A 16,549-nucleotide genomic window follows, 5' to 3' on the forward strand; every position below is an offset into this window, starting at 1 on the left:
TGTTCGAACGGTGTGCGCCGGTGCTCCGTCGCGTGACGCCGCAGGTCGCCGCATGATGGGGCCATGCAGGCACCCTCGGACGGCGAACCCGTGACGCACCCCACGCCGATCGGCGAGTACGCCGTCCTCGGGGACGGCCGGACGGCGGCGCTCGTGTCGCGGGCAGGCTCGGTCGACTGGCTGTGCGCACCCCGGTTCGACTCCCCCGCGTGCTTCGCGGCGCTCCTCGGCGGGCCGGAGCACGGCCGCTGGCTCGTGACCGTCCCCGACGCCACGCGGATCACGCGGCGCTACCTGGGCGACTCGTTCGTCCTGGAGACGACCTTCGAGTCCCCGACCGGCACCGCGGTCCTGCTGGACGCGATGCCCCTCCGCGACGGCCGCTGCGACCTGGTCCGCCGGATCACGACCACCCGCGGCACCGTCCGGGTGCACCACGAGTGGGTCGTCCGGTTCGGGTACGGCCGCGACGTGCCGTGGGTGCACCGCGTCACGGACGCCGGCGGGTCGGAGGTCATCCAGGCCGTCGCGGGACCGGACAGCCTGGTGCTGCGCGGGGACCGCCTCCCCCGGCCGGGACGCGCGGGCGGCCACCGCGCGCACACCGACGACTTCGAGCTCGCCGCGGGCCGCTCCGTCGAGGTCGCCCAGACGTGGGCGCACTCCTGGCTCCCGGTGCCCCGCGCGCCCAGCCTGGAGCACCGGATCGAGGCGACGGAGCACCGCTGGGGCGAGTGGGCCCGCGCGTGCCGCTACGAGGGCGGCTACCGCGAGGCCGTCGTCCGGTCGCTGCTGGTGCTCCGGCTGCTGAGCGACTCCCAGACCGGCGGGATCGTCGCGGCCGTGACCACGTCGCTGCCCGAGGACTTCGGGGGCGAGCGGAACTGGGACTACCGGTACTGCTGGCTGCGGGACGCCGCGATGACGCTGGAGGCGCTGCTGGAGCACGGGTACCGCGACGAGGCGCAGGCGTGGCGGCAGTGGCTGCTCCGGGCCGTCGCCGGCGACCCGGCCGACGTGCAGATCATGTACGGCGTCGACGGGGGCCGGGACATCCCCGAGCGCACGCTCGACCACCTGCCGGGCTACGCGGGGTCGCGGCCGGTGCGCGTCGGCAACGCCGCCGTGGGCCAGGTGCAGAACGACGTGCTCGGCGAGGTGATGTCCGCGCTCGACCTCGCGCGCACGGCCGGCATCGCGGAGAGCACCGACTCGTGGTCGCTGCAGGTCCGCCTGGTCGACCACCTCTGCCGGACGTGGCGCGACCCGGACAGCGGCATCTGGGAGGTGCGCGGGGAGCCGCGGCACTTCACCCACTCCAAGGTGATGGCGTGGGCGGCGCTGGACCGCGGCGTCCGGGCCGTCGAGCAGCACGGCCTGCCCGGGCCGGTCGACCGGTGGCGGCGCGAGCGCGAGGCCGTGCACGCCGACGTCCTCGCCCACGGCTGGGACACGGAGCGCGGGACGTTCGTGCAGCACTACGGCGCGCAGCACACCGACGCCTCGCTGCTGCAGCTCGTGCAGGTCGGGTTCCTGCCGGCGGACGACCCCCGCCTGCTGGGCACCGTCGCCGCGGTGCGGGCCGAGCTCGAGGTCGCTCCCGGACTGCTGCTGCGGTACCGCACCGAGCGGACCGACGACGGCCTGCACGGCGGGGAGCACCCGTTCCTGGCGTGCTCGGGCTGGCTCGCCGACGCGCTCGCGCGGCAGGACGACGTCGCGGGCGCCACCGCCGTGCTCGACGTGCTCACCGGGCTGCGGAACGACGTGGGGCTGCTGGCCGAGGAGTACGACCCGGTCCGGGGCCGGATGGCCGGGAACACCCCGCAGGCGCTGTCGCACCTCACCCTGGTGCGGGCGGTGCACAGCCACGAGGAGGCGGTCGCGCGCAGCCGCGCGGTCCCCGGCGCCGCCGCCGTGACCGGTCCGGCGGTGCCGCGGTGAGCGAGGCGTACACCGGCGAGGTCGCACCCGGCGGTCCGGCAGCGGTGCGGGTGCTGGACGAGGTGGTCCTGCGCAAGCTCTCCGTCGGCTCGATGGACAACAACGCGTACACCGTGACCTGCCGCCGGACCGGGGCGCGACTGCTCGTCGACGCCGCCGCCGAGGCCGACCGGCTGCTCGAGCTCGTCACCGAGGACGGCGCCGAGGGGCCGCTCCTGGTCGTCACCACCCACCGCCACCGGGACCACCTCGGTGCCCTCGCCGCGGTCCTCACCGCGACCGGTGCGTCGCACGCCGCCGGGGCGGGCGACGCCGCGGACGTCGCGCTCCTCGCCGGCAGCACCGCGCCCCGGCCCCTGGTGCACGGCGAGGTGCTCACCGTCGGTGCTGTCGCGCTCGAGGTCGTGGCGCTGCGCGGGCACACCCCCGGCTCGGTCGCACTGGCGTACCGGGAGCCCGCCGGGGCCACCGCGCCCGGGCGCGTGCACCTGCTCACGGGCGACTCGCTGTTCCCCGGCGGGCCGGGCCGGACGGCCGACCCGCGGGCGTTCGACGCGCTGATGTCGGACCTGGAGGCGCGGGTGTTCGACCGGTTCGACGACGGCACCTGGGTGTACCCGGGCCACGGGCGGGACACGACCCTCGGCGCGGAGCGGCCGCACCTCGGGGAGTGGCGCGCCCGGGGCTGGTGAACCGGGACGCGGGCGACGCGGCGCGCGACCACGCGGGTGACACGCGATCTCCTCCCTGGACGGCTTTGCCCTGGTCCGGGAGGGTTCTGCCATAGTGGCGCACAGCCACAGCACAGCAGACGAGGGGACATCCATGTCGAACGACGGCAGCGCGACGCCGGAGCCCGGCCAGCAGCCGGACACCAGCAGCCGGCCCGCGCCGAGCACGGGCGGCGAGCAGCCCGCCGCCCCGGCGCCCTCGGGCTACGAGGCCCCCTCGTCGTCCGACTGGCCGACCGCGCCCTACGGCACCCGCAGCACCGGTGACCAGCCCACCGCCGCGTACGGCACGCCCGGAGCCCCCGGCGCGGAGCCGCCGACGTCGCCGTACGGCGTCCCGTCGGCCGACCAGCCCACCGCCGCCTACGGCACCCCCGCCACCGGGCAGACCGGCGAGCAGCCGGCCGCCGCCGGCTACCCGGCCCCGGCCGGCACCCCGGCGGGCGGCTACGGGCAGCCCGGGTACGCGCAGCCGGGCTACCCCCAGCCGGGCCAGCCGCAGGGCGGCTACCCGGGCGGCGGCTACCCGCCCGCCGGTGGTACCCCGTACCCGTACTCCCCCGGCCAGTACCCGGGACCGCAGGCCCCCGGCACCGACGGCGTGTCGATCGCCGCGCTGATCACCGGCATCATCGGCATGAGCGTCGTGGCCATCGTGCTCGGCGTCCTCGGCCTCAAGCGGACCAAGAAGAACGGCACCCAGGGCCGCGGCCTCGCGATCGCCGGCCTGGTCCTCGGCGGGCTGTGGCTGCTGGTCTCGATCGGCGTCGGCGTGGCGATCGCCGCCGCGGTGGTCTCGCACGACAACGCGCTCGACGACCTGCGCGCGGACTGCACGTCCGGCGTCATGCAGGCCTGCGACGACCTCTACTACGAGTCCGAGGTCGGCTCGGACGACGAGGAGTTCGGCCGCACCTGCGGCGGCCGCACCGAGGGCTACGACTCGTGCGTCGGGCTCGACGAGTCCGGCCAGCCGACCGACGAGGACGCCGCCGAGGGCGCGTCCACCGGGGGCTCCTACGGCGACGACCCCGAGCTCGACGCCCTCTGGGACTCGTGCGAGGCCGGCAGCGGCACCGCCTGCGACGACCTCTACACGTACTCGCCGGCGGACTCCGAGTACGAGGACTTCGCGATGACCTGCGGCAACCGGGTCGACTTCGCGATCTACTGCTCCGACGAGATCGGCGGCTGACCACCGGTCGCGCACGCACGACGACGGCCCCGGGGCGAGCGCCCCGGGGCCGTCGTCGTGTTCAGCGGTCCAACGGGCCGAGCCAGGCGTTCGCGACCGTGCCGTGCGCCGACTCGTCGTCGGAGGGGTGGAACATCCCGGCGAGGACGTCCCGGTACAGCCGGCCGAGCTCGTTGCCGCTGAAGTAGGTCCCGCCGCCCGACACCCGCACCGCCCGGTCCACCACCTCGCGCGCGGTCTCGGTCGCACGGACCTTCAGGCCGACCACCTTCGCGAACCACAGACCCCCGTGGTCGACCTGCTCGTCCACGTCCCGCGCCAGCGCCCACACCTGCGGCTCGATGCCGTCCTGCGCGATGGCCGCGTCGGCGACGCGCCAGCGGATGTCGGGGTCCTGCGCGTAGCTGCGCCCCTCGTTCTTCATCGACGTCCGCCGGTGCGCCGCGGTGACCGCCAGCTCCAGCGCACGTCGGCCGATCCCGGTGTAGACCGCGGCCAGCAGGATCTCGAACGCGGCGAACAGCGCGAACACGTACGGGTCGGCACTGGGGCCGGGCGGCAGGGCGCGGAACACCCGCGCGGCCGGGGCCGGAGCGCCGTCCAGGACCGTCGTGCAGCTCTGCGTGGCGCGCATGCCGAGCGTGTCCCAGTCGTCCTTCGACGTGACACCGCCGTCCTCCCGGGCGAGCACGGCGTGCACCAGCCGCGGGCCGTCGGGGTGCTGCTCGTCCAGGCCGAAGGTGGTCAGGCGGGTCCACACCGGCGACAGGGACGTGAAGATCTTCGTGCCGTGGAACCGGTACCCGCCGTCCGGCTGCCGCTCCGCCCGCGTCCGCGACCCGAACATCACCAGGTCGTTGCCCGCCTCGGAGCTCCCGAACGCGAACACCTCGCCCGCCGCCGCGTCGGCCAGGACGAACTCCAGCGAGTCGTCGCCGCGCGCGGCGAGCAGGGCCGCCATCCCGGTGACGACCAGGTGCATGTTCACCGCCAGCGCCGTGGCCGGCGCCGCCGCCGCGAGCCGCACCTGCTCCCGCGCGACCTCCTCCAGCGTCAGGCCCGGCCCGCCGAGGCGCCCGGGGACGAACGCCCGGAGGTAGCCCACCTCCCGCAGCTCGGCGAGGTCCTCGTGCGGGAAGGTGTTCTCGCGGTCGTGCACCGGCGCGCGCTCCGCGACGCGGGCGAGCAGGTCCTCCGTGAGCAGGGTGCGCGCAGTCATGCCGCTACTCTCGCACCCCGGCGGCTCCCCGCCGGCCGGTGCGGCAGGATGGCGGGCATGCCGACCTACGCCGTCCAGTACACCTACGACCAGCGCCACGAGCTCCGCGACGAGGTCCGTCCCGAGCACCGGGACTACCTGAGGGGCCTGGCCGACCGCGGCCTGCTGCTCGGCTCCGGCCCCTACGCCGACGGCGACCCGGGCGCCCTGCTGGTGTTCACGGCCGTCGACACCGCCGCCCTGGAGGTGCTGCTGGCGGACGACCCGTTCGCCCGCCACGGCCTGGTCGCCGACGTGCGGATCCGGGAGTGGACGCTGGTGCTCGGGCCGTGGGCGGAGGGCCTCGCCGGCTGACCGCCAGGTGCGGGGGCCCGCTCAGTGCGAGCGGCCGCCCTCGGCGTCCACGTCCACTCCGGCGTCGGACGCCGCCTCGCCCGCGGCCGCCGCCCGGCGCTCGTCGCGCCGGGACGCCGCGACGCTGGTCGCCGCCGTCACCGCGAGCGTCACGACGATCACCGCGAGCGAGACCCACGAGGGCAGCTCGGGCGCCCACGCGACGGGCTCACCGCCGTTGAGGAACGGCAGCGTGTTCTCGTGCAGGGCCTGGAGGACCAGCTTCACGCCGATGAAGCCGAGCAGGACGCCCAGGCCGACGTTGAGGTAGCGCAGCCGGGTCAGCAGCCCGCCCAGCAGGAAGTAGAGCTGGCGCAGACCCATCAGCGCGAACACGTTGGCCATCAGGACCAGGTACGGCTCCTGCGTCAGCCCGAACACCGCGGGGATCGAGTCGAACGCGAACAGGAGGTCCGTGGCGCCGATCGCGACCAGCACGAGCAGCATCGGGGTGACGTGCCGCCGGCCGTCGACCTCGGCCGTGAGCGCCACGCCGCGGTAGCCGTCGGTCGTCGGCACGATCCGCTGCACCAGGCGCACGAGCGCCGGCGGGCGGTAGTCCTCGGCTGCCTCGTCCGCGTCCTCGCCGACCCCCTCGCGGGCGACCTTCACCGCCGTCCAGACCAGGAAGGCCCCGAACAGGTAGAACACCCAGGAGAACGACGCGATCGCGGCGGCGCCGATGCCGATGAACACCCCGCGGAACACCAGCGCCAGGATGATGCCGATGAGCAGGGCGGTCTGCTGGTACTGCCGGGGGACGGCGAACCTCGACATGATCAGCAGGAAGACGAACAGGTTGTCGACCGAGAGCGAGTACTCGGTCAGCCAGCCGGCGACGAACTCCCCGGCCGGGTCGCCGCCCCACACGAGGGCGACGACCACGGCGAAGGCCAGCGCGAGGCCGATGTAGACCCCGAGGTACCGGAGGCACTCCGCCGTCGTGGGGATGTGCGGCCGCCGGCCCACCACCGCGACGTCCACGACGAGGACGAGGGCGGCGAGGCCGAGCGACACGCACCAGACGAGCGGAGATACGTCCATGCGGGGGTCAGTGCTCCTTGTGCGACACGGGCTCCTCCGCGGCGGTCACGGCGGCCGGCGCGGCGTCGCGGTCCCGCCGGGTCTTGGCGAGGCTCGCGACAGTGGCGACGGTGAGCGTACCCAGGATCACGAGCAGCGAGAGCCACGTCGGGATCTCCGGGGCCCACTCGATGTGCTCGCCGCCGTTGATGAAGGGCAGCTCGTTCTCGTGCATCGCGTGCAGCACCAGCTTCACGCCGATGAACGCGAGGATGAACGCCAGGCCCTTGTTCAGGTAGACCAGGCGCTCCAGCAGGCCGCCGATGAGGAAGTACAGCTGGCGCAGGCCGAGCAGCGCGAACGCGTTGGCCGTGAACACGATGTACGGCTCCTGCGTGAGGCCGTAGATCGCCGGGATCGAGTCGAGCGCGAACAGGATGTCGGTGGCGCCGATCGCGACCATCACGACGAGCATCGGGGTGATGAACCGCTTGCCGTCGATCTTCGTGGTCAGGCGGTCGCCGTGGTACTCCTCGGTGGACGGGACGACCCGCTTCAGGAGGCGGACGGCGAGTCCGTCCTGCTTCTCGTCGGCGTGGCTGAGCTCGTCCGCCTCGTGCTTCTCCTTGGCCAGCTTGATGCCGGTGTACACCAGGAACGCGCCGAAGATGTAGAAGACCCAGGACCAGCGCTCGATGGCGGCGGCGCCCGCGAGGATGAACACCGTGCGCAGCACCAGCGCGATCACGACACCGACCAGCAGCACCTTCTGCTGGAACTCCCGCGGCACCGCGAACTTCGTCATGATGATGAGGAAGACGAAGAGGTTGTCGACCGACAGGCTCTTCTCGGTCACGTACCCCGCGAAGTACTCGGTGCCGTGGTCCCAGCCCCAGACCATGCCGAGCCCGAGGCCGAAGACGATGGCGAGCCCGATGTAGATGGCCGACCAGGTCGCGGCCTCCTTGAACGCGGGCGCGTGCGGCGTGCGCACGTGCGCGAAGAAGTCGAACAGGACCATCCCGATGATCGCGACGCCGGTCGCGACCCAGACCCACAGGTCGACGGACATAGGTGTTTCCTCCGGTACAGACGGTTGAAGATACGACTGAGTACCGGAGGTCTCTCCCACCCGGACGACCGGGCCGACGTCCCCGGGTCGGCGTCATCGGCGACCGTGTTGACGGGGGGCGTCGTGTCGGGATACTCCCCTCCACTGCGTGCGCCAGCATAGGTCATCGGTCCCAGATGCACCGAGCAGCGTCCGCACGGCGCGTCCGGACCCCTGACCGTCAGTCCGTCAGGCCGTCGCGGCGTGCATCTGCCGCAGCTCCTTCTTCAGGCCGGAGATCTCGTCGCGCAGACGCGCCGCGAGCTCGAACTGCAGCTCGGCCGCCGCCGTGTGCATCTGGTCGCTGAGCTCCTGGATGAGCCCGGCCAGCTCGCCTGCGGCCGCGCCCGCCAGCTTGGTGCGCTCCGATGGCGGACCGGCCTTGGAGCTCAGCCCCGGCACCGGCGCCTTGCCGCGGCTCGACTGCCGCCCGGCGCCGCCGAGCAGCTCGGCCGTGTCGGCGTCCTCCCGGGCCAGCAGGTCGGTGATGTCGCCGATCTTCTTGCGGAGCGGCTGCGGGTCGATGCCGTGCTCGAGGTTGTACGCGACCTGCTTCTCCCGGCGGCGCGTCGTCTCGTCGATCGCCATCGCCATGCCGGGCGTGATCTTGTCGGCGTACATGTGCACCTGGCCCGAGACGTTGCGGGCCGCGCGCCCGATCGTCTGGATCAGCGACTTGCCCGACCGCAGGAAGCCCTCCTTGTCCGCGTCCAGGATCGCGACCAGCGACACCTCGGGCAGGTCGAGGCCCTCCCGGAGCAGGTTGATGCCGACCAGCACGTCGTACTCGCCCAGGCGCAGCTCGCGCAGCAGCTCGACGCGGCGCAGCGTGTCGACCTCCGAGTGCAGGTACCGGACCCGCACGCCCTTCTCCAGGAAGTAGTCGGTGAGGTCCTCGGCCATCTTCTTGGTGAGCGTCGTGACCAGGACGCGCTCGTCCTTCTCGACGCGGGTGCGGATCTCGTCCAGCAGGTCGTCGATCTGGCCCTTCGTCGGCTTCACGACGATCTCGGGGTCGACCAGGCCCGTCGGGCGGATGATCTGCTCCACCACGCCGTCGGACATCGAGAGCTCGTAGTCGCCGGGCGTCGCCGACAGGTAGACCGTCTGCCCGATCCGGTCGACGAACTCCTCCCAGCGCAGCGGACGGTTGTCCATCGCGCTCGGCAGCCGGAACCCGAAGTCGACCAGGTTCCGCTTGCGCGACATGTCGCCCTCGAACATCGCGCCGATCTGAGGCACCGTGACGTGCGACTCGTCGATGACGAGCAGGAAGTCCTCGGGGAAGTAGTCGAGCAGCGTGTTGGGGGCCGTCCCGGGCTCACGCCCGTCGATGTGGCGCGAGTAGTTCTCGATGCCGGAGCACGAGCCGATCTGCCGCATCATCTCGATGTCGTAGGTCGTGCGCATGCGCAGCCGCTGGGCCTCGAGCAGCTTGTTCGCGCGCTCGAGGTCCTTGAGGCGCTCCTCCAGCTCGTGCTCGATGCCGGCGATCGCCCGCTCCATCCGCTCCGGGCCCGCGACGTAGTGCGTCGCCGGGAACACGTGCACCTGCGTCTCGTTGCGGACCACCTCGCCCGTCAGCGGGTGCAGCGTCTGGATCGCCTCGATCTCGTCGCCGAAGAACTCGATGCGGATCGCGAGCTCCTCGTACACGGGGATGATCTCCACCGTGTCGCCGCGCACCCGGAACGTGCCGCGCGTGAACGCCATGTCGTTGCGGCTGTACTGCATCGACACGAACTGCCGCAGCAGCAGGTCGCGGTCCACCTGGTCGCCGACGTCCAGCGTCACCATCCGGTCGACGTACTCCTGCGGCGTGCCGAGGCCGTAGATGCAGGACACCGACGCCACCACGACCACGTCGCGGCGGGTCAGCAACGACGACGTCGCCGAGTGCCGGAGCCGCTCGACCTCGTCGTTGATCGACGAGTCCTTCTCGATGTAGGTGTCCGTCTGCGCGATGTACGCCTCGGGCTGGTAGTAGTCGTAGTACGACACGAAGTACTCGACCGCGTTGTTCGGCAGCAGCTCGCGGAACTCGTTGGCGAGCTGCGCCGCCAGCGTCTTGTTCGGCGCCATCACCAGCGTCGGGCGCTGCAGCTGCTCGATCAGCCACGCCGTCGTCGCGGACTTGCCGGTACCCGTCGCGCCGAGCAGCGTGACGTCCTTCTCCCCCGCCTGGATGCGCTTCTTCAGCTCGGCGATCGCGGCCGGCTGGTCGCCGGACGGGGTGAACTCGGAGACCACCTCGAACGGGGCGACGGTGCGCTGCAGATCGGTGACGGGACGCATGCGTCCACGGTACGACGAGGGTCCGACACACGCGCCGGCCAGGGGCGCGGGTTCGCCCAGGGCGTGGGCGCCCGGCGCAACCGGCGCCCGCCTGCGCCCCGCGCCCCGGGCGCGTCGCCCCCTTCGTGAGCTGCGGTCTCCGGTCCGCCAACGCCAGCCGGTTCTCGCGTCGCCGGCCGACACCTCGGCTGGCGACGCGAGGATCAGCTGGTGATGCGGCTGGCCCGGGGGCGTCAGCAGCGGGGGCGTTCGCGGCTCAGGCGAGGGTGCCCGCCTGGATCTCGAGGTCGTGCGTCGTGCGCAGCGACGCCCGCAGCACGGCGGCGAGGCCGCGCGCGGCGTCCTCCACGGGCAGGGACGCTGCGCCGTCGGTCACCTGCTCGGGCAGCCGGGGCACGTGCACGAACCCGCCCCGCGCGCCGGGCGCACGGCCGGCGGCGAGCGCGTCGGCCAGGGCGTACGCGACGGTGTTGCAGACGTAGGTGCCCGCGGTGTTGGACACCTCACCCGGGACGCCGGCGTCCTGGAGCGCGAGGAGGCACGCCTTCACGGGCAGCGAGGAGAAGTGCGCGACGTCGCCCCCGGGCACGACGGGGACGTCGACGGGCTGGGCCCCGTCCTCGTCGGGGATGCGCGCGTCCTGGACGTTCACGGCGACGCGCTCGACCCCGACGGCGGACCGACCGCCGGCCTCGCCGACGCAGACGACGAGGTCGGGCCGGACGTCGGCGAGGAGCTCCGCGAGCCGGCGCGGAGCCCGGGAGAAGGAGACGGGCAGCAGCTCGCTGACCAGGCGGGCGCCCTCGGCGGTCTCGTCCCAGCCGGCGGCCACGGACCGCACGGCGGCCCAGGAGGCGTTGACCTCCTGCTGCTCGAACGGCTCGAAGCCGGTGACCAGGATCGTCGTGGGAGCCGTCACCGCGCGTCCACGTCGCTCTCGTCGGCGCGCTCGGCGGCGAGCCGGTCCCAGAGGGCGTCGACCTCGGCCCGCAGGTCGTCGGGCGCGCCCGAGCCGTCGAGCACGACGTCGGCGACGGCGAGCCGCTCGTCGTCGGAGGCCTGCGCGGCGATGCGCCGCTCGGCCTCGCCGCGGTCCATGGCACGGGTCCGCACCAGCCGCTCGACACGCAGGACGGCGGGGGCCTGGACGACCACGACGAGGTGGAAGGCGTCGGCGCGGCCGGTCTCGACGAGCAGCGGCACGTCGTGGACGACGACGGCGGCCGGGTCGGCGGCGGCCGCGGCCGCCTCCCGCTCGGCGGCGAGCCGGCGCACGACCGGGTGCACGATGGCGTTCAGCCGCTCGCGCGCGGCGGGGTCGGCGAACACGACGGCGGCGAGACCCGGCCGGTCGAGGGCGCCGTCGGCGGTGAGGACGCCCGCTCCGAACGCCTCGACCACGTCCGCGAGGCCGGCGGAGCCGGGCGCGACGGCATCCCGCGACAGCTGGTCGTAGTCGACGAGGACGGCGCCCCGCTCGGCGAGCCGCTGCGCGGCCACCGACTTGCCCGCCGCGATCCCCCCGGTCAGTCCGATGCGCTGCATCCGCCCATCGTGCCGTGCCGGGGCGCAGCGGCGCACCTCGGTGGGTCTGCCACGTCCGCCCGCGAGCAGGACCGCCCCGCGGCGGCGCTACCGGACGACGTGCCCGGTCGCCCGCAGGTGGTCCTTCACCTGCCCCACGGTGAGCTGCCCGAAGTGGAACACGCTCGCCGCTAGCACGGCGTCGGCACCGGCGTCGGCGGCCGCCGCGAAGTGCTCGACGGTCCCGGCGCCGCCGCTGGCGATCAGCGGGATCCGCACCTCGCGGCGGACGTCGCGGAGCATGTCGAGGTCGAACCCGGCCTCGGTGCCGTCGGCGTCCATGGAGTTGAGCAGGATCTCGCCGGCGCCGAGCTCGGCGGCGCGCACGGCCCACGCCACGGCGTCGATGCCGGTCCCCCGGCGCCCGCCGTGGGTGGTGACCTCGTAGCCGGAGTCGGTGCGGGTGTCGCCGGTGACGCGCCGTGCGTCGACGGAGAGCGTCAGCACCTGGCTGCCGAACCGCTGCGCGATGTCGGCGATGAGCTCGGGCCGGGCGATGGCCGCGGTGTTGACGCCCACCTTGTCGGCGCCGGCGCGCAGGAGCCGGTCGACGTCGTCGGCGGACCGGACGCCGCCGCCGACGGTCAGGGGCACGAACACCTGCTCGGCGGTGCGGCGCACCACCTCGTAGGTGGTCTCGCGGTCGCCGGAGGAGGCGGAGACGTCGAGGAAGGTGACCTCGTCGGCGCCCTCGCGGTCGTACCGCCGGGCGAGCTCGACGGGGTCACCGGCGTCCCGGAGGTTCTCGAAGTTGACGCCCTTGACGACGCGACCGGCGTCGACGTCGAGGCACGGGACCACGCGCAGCGCGACGGACACGGTCACTCCCCCTCGGGTGCGGCGGTGGCCGCGGGATCGGGCGCCGCCGCGGGCGAACGGGTGGCGAGCAGGTCGATGACGAACACGATGGTCTGCCCGGCGAGCTCCTCGCTCTGGGTGGCGCCGAGCGGGTACGACGGCGGCACGACGACCATGACCTGGCTGCCGACGGACTGCTCGATGAGCGCCTCGGACCACGCGGGGACGTCGTCGAGCGCGAAGGTGGTGGGGCTGCCGCCGGTCCAGGTGGAGTCGAACGGCTCACCGGTGGACCAGACGAACCCGGTGTACTGCACGGTGATGATGTCGTCCTCGGCGACCTGGTCGCCGGTCCCGCGGACCAGCGGCTGCACGACGAGGTCGGTGGGCGGCTCGGTCCCGGTCGCGGCGATGGACGGCGCGCCGGTGTCGTCGAGGGTGACGGCGGGCAGGCCCTCGCGCGGCGCGACGGGCTCGCCGTCGGCGCGGATGGGCAGCACGTCGAGCACGGTCACGGTCGGGTAGGACGAGGCGCTCGCCTCGGACGCGGGGCTGAGCTGCAGCAGCCGTGCGCCGACCTGCTGGCCCGACAGGGTGGCGTACAGGTCCTTGCCGAGGTCCTCCTCGGTGAGCATCCGCGGCGTGGGGCTGGAGCTGTAGGACTCCTTGACGAGCGACGCGTCGGACGCGTTCTCGAGCCAGAAGTCGAGCAGCACGGGCCTGCCCTCGACGAGGTCCGGCCCGGTGCCCTCCCAGACGACCTCGCTGGTCGGCTCGGCGGGACGCAGCGGGGTCCGGTAGGTGACGGTCGGCGCCTCGCCGGGCTCGCCCGACACGACGACCTCCGGGGGCTCGGGGTCCTGCGGGGAGCACCCCACGAGCAGGGCCAGCGCCACGGCGGCGCACGCGGCCACGAGACGTCGCACATCGATCCTTCCGAGCGTCCTGCACTGTGCCGCGCCCACTGTACGGGCCGCGGCGGCGCGTCCCGGACGTCGGGGCCGGTCAGGACGGTCGGGTCTGGTGAAGACCCGTCACATGGACTCGATCAGGCGCTCCACCCGGTCGTCGACGTTCCGGAACGGGTCCTTGCACAGGACGGTGCGCTGCGCCTGGTCGTTGAGCTTCAGGTGCACCCAGTCGACCGTGTAGTCGCGGCGGGCCTCCTGCGCGGCCTGGACGAACTCCCCGCGGAGCTTGGCCCGCGTCGTCTGCGGCGGCACGGACGTGGCCTCGAAGACCTCGACGTCGGTCGTCACGCGCTCGACCAGGCCGCGCTGGGCGAGCAGGTTGTAGAGGCCCTCCGTGCGGGAGATGTCGTGGTAGGCGAGGTCCATCCGTGCGACGCGGACGTCGGAGAGCTCGAGGCCGTGCTTGGCGCGGTACCTCTCGATCAGGCGGTGCTTGATGACCCAGTCCAGCTCGCGCTCGACGAGCGACAGGTCGCCGGTCCGCAGGGCGCGCAGGCCGCGCTCCCAGAGCTCGAGGACCTGCTTGAGCTCGGGCCCGGCGTCGGTCTCGCCGACGACGAAGTCCTGGACCCGGCCCAGGTACTCCTCCTGGAGGTCGATCGCCGTGACGGTGCGCCCGCTGGCGAGCGTGACCGGGTGGGTGCCGGTGATGTCGTGGCTGATCTCCCGGATCGCCCGGATCGGGTTCTCCAGGGTCAGGTCCCGCATCGGCAGCCCGGCCTCGATCAGCCGGAGGACGAGGTCGGTGGTCCCGACCTTGAGCATGGTGGTGGTCTCGGACATCGAGGAGTCCCCGACGATGACGTGCAGCCGCCGGTAGTGCTCGGCGTCGGCGTGCGGCTCGTCGCGGGTGTTGATGATCGGCCGGGACCGCGTGGTGGCCGACGACACCGACTCCCAGATGTGGTCGGCGCGCTGGGACAGGCAGAACACGGCGCCGCGCGGGGTGGCGAGCACCTTGCCGGCACCGGTGAGGACCTGCCGGGTGATGAGGAACGGCACGAGCACGTCGGACAGCCGCGAGAAGTCGCCCTGCCGGCGCACGAGGTAGTTCTCGTGGCAGCCGTAGGAGTTGCCGGCGGAGTCGGTGTTGTTCTTGAACAGGTGGATGCGGCCCGAGAGCCCCTCGTGCTCGAGGCGCTGCTGGGCGTCCGCGACGAGGCCCTCGAGGATCCGCTCCCCCGCGCGGTCGTGCGTGACGAGCTGGCGCCAGTCGTCGCACTCGGCCGTGGCGTACTCGGGGTGCGACCCCACGTCCAGGTAGAGCCGCGAGCCGTTGCGCAGGAACACGTTGGACGACCGGCCCCACGCGACGACCTTGCGGAACAGGTACCGCGCGACCTCGTCGGCGGACAGGCCGCGGCCGTCGTCCGCTGCGCAGGTGACGCCGTACTCGGTCTCGAGGCCGAAGATCCGTCGGTCCATGGTGCGTCTCCTCAGGCTTCGGAGGCCGAGCCCAGCAGGTCCTCCAGGACGACGCCGGACAGGCGCCGGAACGCCCGGCGGGGGCGCGTGCGGTCCAGGACCGCGACCTCGAGCTGCGCGGCGGGGATGACCCGCCGGTCGTCCTCGTCCGTGCCGTCGGCCGGGGTGCCGAGCGCCCGGACGGCGAGCGCGAGCGCGTCGCCGAGCGGCATGCCGGGCACCCACCCGGCGGCGACCTCCTCGCGCAGCCGCTCGGCCTGCCCGCCCATGACGACGAAGCCACGCTCGTCCGCGACGGACCCGTCGTACTGCAGCCGGTAGAGCTGGTCGGTGGCCGCGTCGACGCCGACCTCGGCGACGACGATCTCGACCTCCAGCGGCTTGGACTCGGTGGTGAACACGGTCCCGAGCGTCTGCGCGTAGGCGTTGGCCAGGCCGCGGGCGTTCACGTCGCGCCGGTCGTAGGAGTACCCGCGCAGGTCGGCGTACCGGACGCCGGCGACGCGCAGGTTCTCGAACTCGTTGTACTTCCCGACGGCCGCGAACGCGATGCGGTCGTAGATCTCGGACACCTTGTGCAGAGCGCGCGAGGGGTTCTCGGTGGCGAACGCGATGCCGTCCTCGTAGGTCAGCACGACGACGGACCGGCCGCGGGCGATGCCCTTGCGCGCGTAGTCCGCCCGGTCCTTCATCAGCTGCTCGGGCGAGACGTAGAACGGCATGCTCATGCGAGGTCCCCCTCGGAACGGGCGCGGGCGTGCTGCTCGGCGCGGTCGGCGACCACCCGGGCGACGACCTCGCCGAGCGCCTCCTGCCCGACCCGCAGGTAACCGGCGGCGGTCACGGTGGCGACCACGGGCCAGATCCGGCGCGACTGGTCGGGGCCGCCGGTCGCGGAGTCGTCGTCGGCGGCGTCGACCAGGGCCTCGACGGCCACCCGCACGGCGGCATCGACGTCGAGGCCGGGCTGCCAGAGCTTCTTCAGCGAGCCGCGCGCGAACACCGAGCCCGAGCCGACGCTGTGGTGCTGGTGCTCCTCGTACCGGCCGCCGGTGACGTCGTAGGAGAAGATCCGGCCCTGCCCGCGGTCCAGGTCGAACCCGGCGAACAGCGGCACGACGGCCAGGCCCTGCATGGCGAGGCCCAGGTTGCCGCGGATGATCGTGGCCAGCCGGTTCGCCTTGCCGTCGAGCGAGAGCAGCGCGCCCTCGATCTTCTCGTAGTGCTCGAGCTCCAGCTGGAACAGCCGGACGAGCTCGACGGCCAGGCCCGCGGTGCCGGCGATGCCGATCGCGGAGTAGTCGTCGGCCGGGAACACCTTCTCGATGTCGCGCGACGCGATCTGCGAGCCCATCGTGGCGCGCCGGTCGCCGGCCATGACGACGCCGCCGTCGAACACCAGGGCGACGATCGTGGTGGCGTGCGGGACGGCGGGCACGTCACCGGCAGGGAGCGCGGTGCGCCGTCCCGGCAGCAGGTCGGGGGCGTGCTGGGCGAGGAAGTCGACGAAGGACGACGACCCGGGCGTGGTGAACGCCTCGGGCAGCCGCCCCGCCGAGGTCAGCGGGTCCGTCGGCACGCGTCACTGCCCGCCCTTCTGCACGAACCCGCGCACGAACTGCTCGGCGTTGGTCTCCAGGACGTCGTCGATCTCCTCGAGGAGCGCGTCGACCTCCGCGTCGCGCTGCTGCGCGGCGGCGGTCGCCTGCTCGACCTCGGGCCCGTCGACCGGCTCGTCGTCCTCGCGACGGTCCCGCGCGCGTTCCTGACCAGCCATGTGCACCTCCGGCGCCGAGTCGGGCACGGGCCGCCGCAGCTCGCGGCGGCCCGCAGTGGCACCACCCTAGGCCCTGGTCGGCG

Annotated in this window: 16 protein-coding genes; 4 read left to right on the top strand and 12 right to left on the bottom strand. The window is 73.5% G+C overall.

Going from position 1 to position 16,549, the window contains the following annotated elements; all coding sequences use genetic code 11:
• Window positions 1-63: 63 nt before the first annotated feature.
• The 3 genes from ACWPWW_RS02765 to ACWPWW_RS02775 all read left to right on the top strand — a co-directional run bounded on the left by ACWPWW_RS02765 (window position 64) and on the right by ACWPWW_RS02775 (window position 3,870).
• Window positions 64-1,944: a glycoside hydrolase family 15 protein gene (locus tag ACWPWW_RS02765; protein WP_454048815.1), complete on the top strand. Its 1,881-nt coding sequence runs from the start codon at window positions 64-66 to the stop codon at window positions 1,942-1,944.
• Window positions 1,941-2,636, top strand: coding sequence for an MBL fold metallo-hydrolase (locus ACWPWW_RS02770; RefSeq protein WP_454048816.1), 696 nt, complete (start codon window positions 1,941-1,943; stop codon window positions 2,634-2,636). The genes ACWPWW_RS02765 and ACWPWW_RS02770 overlap by 4 nt, the downstream gene beginning before the upstream one ends.
• A gap of 133 nt (window positions 2,637-2,769) precedes the next feature.
• Window positions 2,770-3,870: a DUF4190 domain-containing protein gene (locus ACWPWW_RS02775; RefSeq protein ID WP_454048817.1), complete on the top strand. Its 1,101-nt coding sequence runs from the start codon at window positions 2,770-2,772 to the stop codon at window positions 3,868-3,870.
• 61 nt (window positions 3,871-3,931) lie between these two features.
• Here the strand turns inward: ACWPWW_RS02775 and ACWPWW_RS02780 are convergent, their stop codons facing one another.
• Window positions 3,932-5,089, bottom strand: coding sequence for an acyl-CoA dehydrogenase family protein (locus tag ACWPWW_RS02780; RefSeq protein ID WP_454048818.1), 1,158 nt, complete (start codon window positions 5,087-5,089; stop codon window positions 3,932-3,934).
• 57 nt (window positions 5,090-5,146) lie between these two features.
• Here ACWPWW_RS02780 and ACWPWW_RS02785 point away from each other — a divergent pair, with 57 nt between their 5' ends.
• Entirely contained in the window at window positions 5,147-5,443 is a 297-nt protein-coding gene (locus ACWPWW_RS02785; RefSeq protein ID WP_454048819.1) for a YciI family protein, read from the top strand.
• Between the two features lie 21 nt (window positions 5,444-5,464).
• Here ACWPWW_RS02785 and ACWPWW_RS02790 read toward each other — a convergent pair whose 3' ends face one another.
• The 11 genes from ACWPWW_RS02790 to ACWPWW_RS02840 form a co-directional block, all read right to left on the bottom strand.
• Window positions 5,465-6,526 carry a TerC/Alx family metal homeostasis membrane protein gene (locus ACWPWW_RS02790; RefSeq protein WP_454048820.1) on the bottom strand — a complete coding sequence of 354 codons (1,062 nt, stop codon included), beginning with the start codon at window positions 6,524-6,526 and terminating at the stop codon, window positions 5,465-5,467.
• Window positions 6,527-6,533: 7 nt separating this feature from the next.
• Window positions 6,534-7,577, bottom strand: a complete 1,044-nt coding sequence (locus tag ACWPWW_RS02795; RefSeq protein WP_454048821.1) for a TerC family protein — start codon at window positions 7,575-7,577, stop codon at window positions 6,534-6,536.
• A gap of 228 nt (window positions 7,578-7,805) precedes the next feature.
• A complete protein-coding gene (gene uvrB, locus ACWPWW_RS02800; protein WP_454048822.1) occupies window positions 7,806-9,911 on the bottom strand; it encodes an excinuclease ABC subunit UvrB in 2,106 nt (701 codons plus the stop codon).
• Window positions 9,912-10,167: 256 nt separating this feature from the next.
• Complete coding sequence (gene pcp, locus ACWPWW_RS02805; protein WP_454048823.1) at window positions 10,168-10,830, bottom strand: pyroglutamyl-peptidase I; 663 nt, start codon at window positions 10,828-10,830, stop codon at window positions 10,168-10,170.
• Window positions 10,827-11,456: a dephospho-CoA kinase gene (gene coaE / locus ACWPWW_RS02810; protein ID WP_454048824.1), complete on the bottom strand. Its 630-nt coding sequence runs from the start codon at window positions 11,454-11,456 to the stop codon at window positions 10,827-10,829. Before coaE ends, pcp begins: the two co-directional genes overlap by 4 nt.
• Window positions 11,457-11,543: 87 nt before the next feature.
• Window positions 11,544-12,314, bottom strand: a complete 771-nt coding sequence (gene hisF, locus ACWPWW_RS02815) for an imidazole glycerol phosphate synthase subunit HisF (RefSeq protein WP_454048825.1) — start codon at window positions 12,312-12,314, stop codon at window positions 11,544-11,546.
• A gap of 2 nt (window positions 12,315-12,316) precedes the next feature.
• Window positions 12,317-13,219, bottom strand: a complete 903-nt coding sequence (locus ACWPWW_RS02820) for an FKBP-type peptidyl-prolyl cis-trans isomerase (RefSeq protein WP_454048826.1) — start codon at window positions 13,217-13,219, stop codon at window positions 12,317-12,319.
• A 108-nt stretch (window positions 13,220-13,327) separates the two neighbouring features.
• Complete coding sequence (pafA, locus tag ACWPWW_RS02825; protein WP_454048827.1) at window positions 13,328-14,689, bottom strand: Pup--protein ligase; 1,362 nt, start codon at window positions 14,687-14,689, stop codon at window positions 13,328-13,330.
• Between the two features lie 11 nt (window positions 14,690-14,700).
• Complete coding sequence (prcA, locus tag ACWPWW_RS02830; RefSeq protein WP_454048828.1) at window positions 14,701-15,417, bottom strand: proteasome subunit alpha; 717 nt, start codon at window positions 15,415-15,417, stop codon at window positions 14,701-14,703.
• Entirely contained in the window at window positions 15,414-16,268 is an 855-nt protein-coding gene (gene prcB, locus ACWPWW_RS02835) for a proteasome subunit beta (RefSeq protein WP_454048829.1), read from the bottom strand. The genes prcA and prcB overlap by 4 nt, the downstream gene beginning before the upstream one ends.
• A 3-nt stretch (window positions 16,269-16,271) precedes the next feature.
• Window positions 16,272-16,466 carry a ubiquitin-like protein Pup gene (locus tag ACWPWW_RS02840; protein WP_454048830.1) on the bottom strand — a complete coding sequence of 65 codons (195 nt, stop codon included), beginning with the start codon at window positions 16,464-16,466 and terminating at the stop codon, window positions 16,272-16,274.
• Window positions 16,467-16,549: the final 83 nt, after the last annotated feature.

The sequence above is a fragment of the Cellulomonas sp. Marseille-Q8402 genome, from assembly GCF_965119525.1.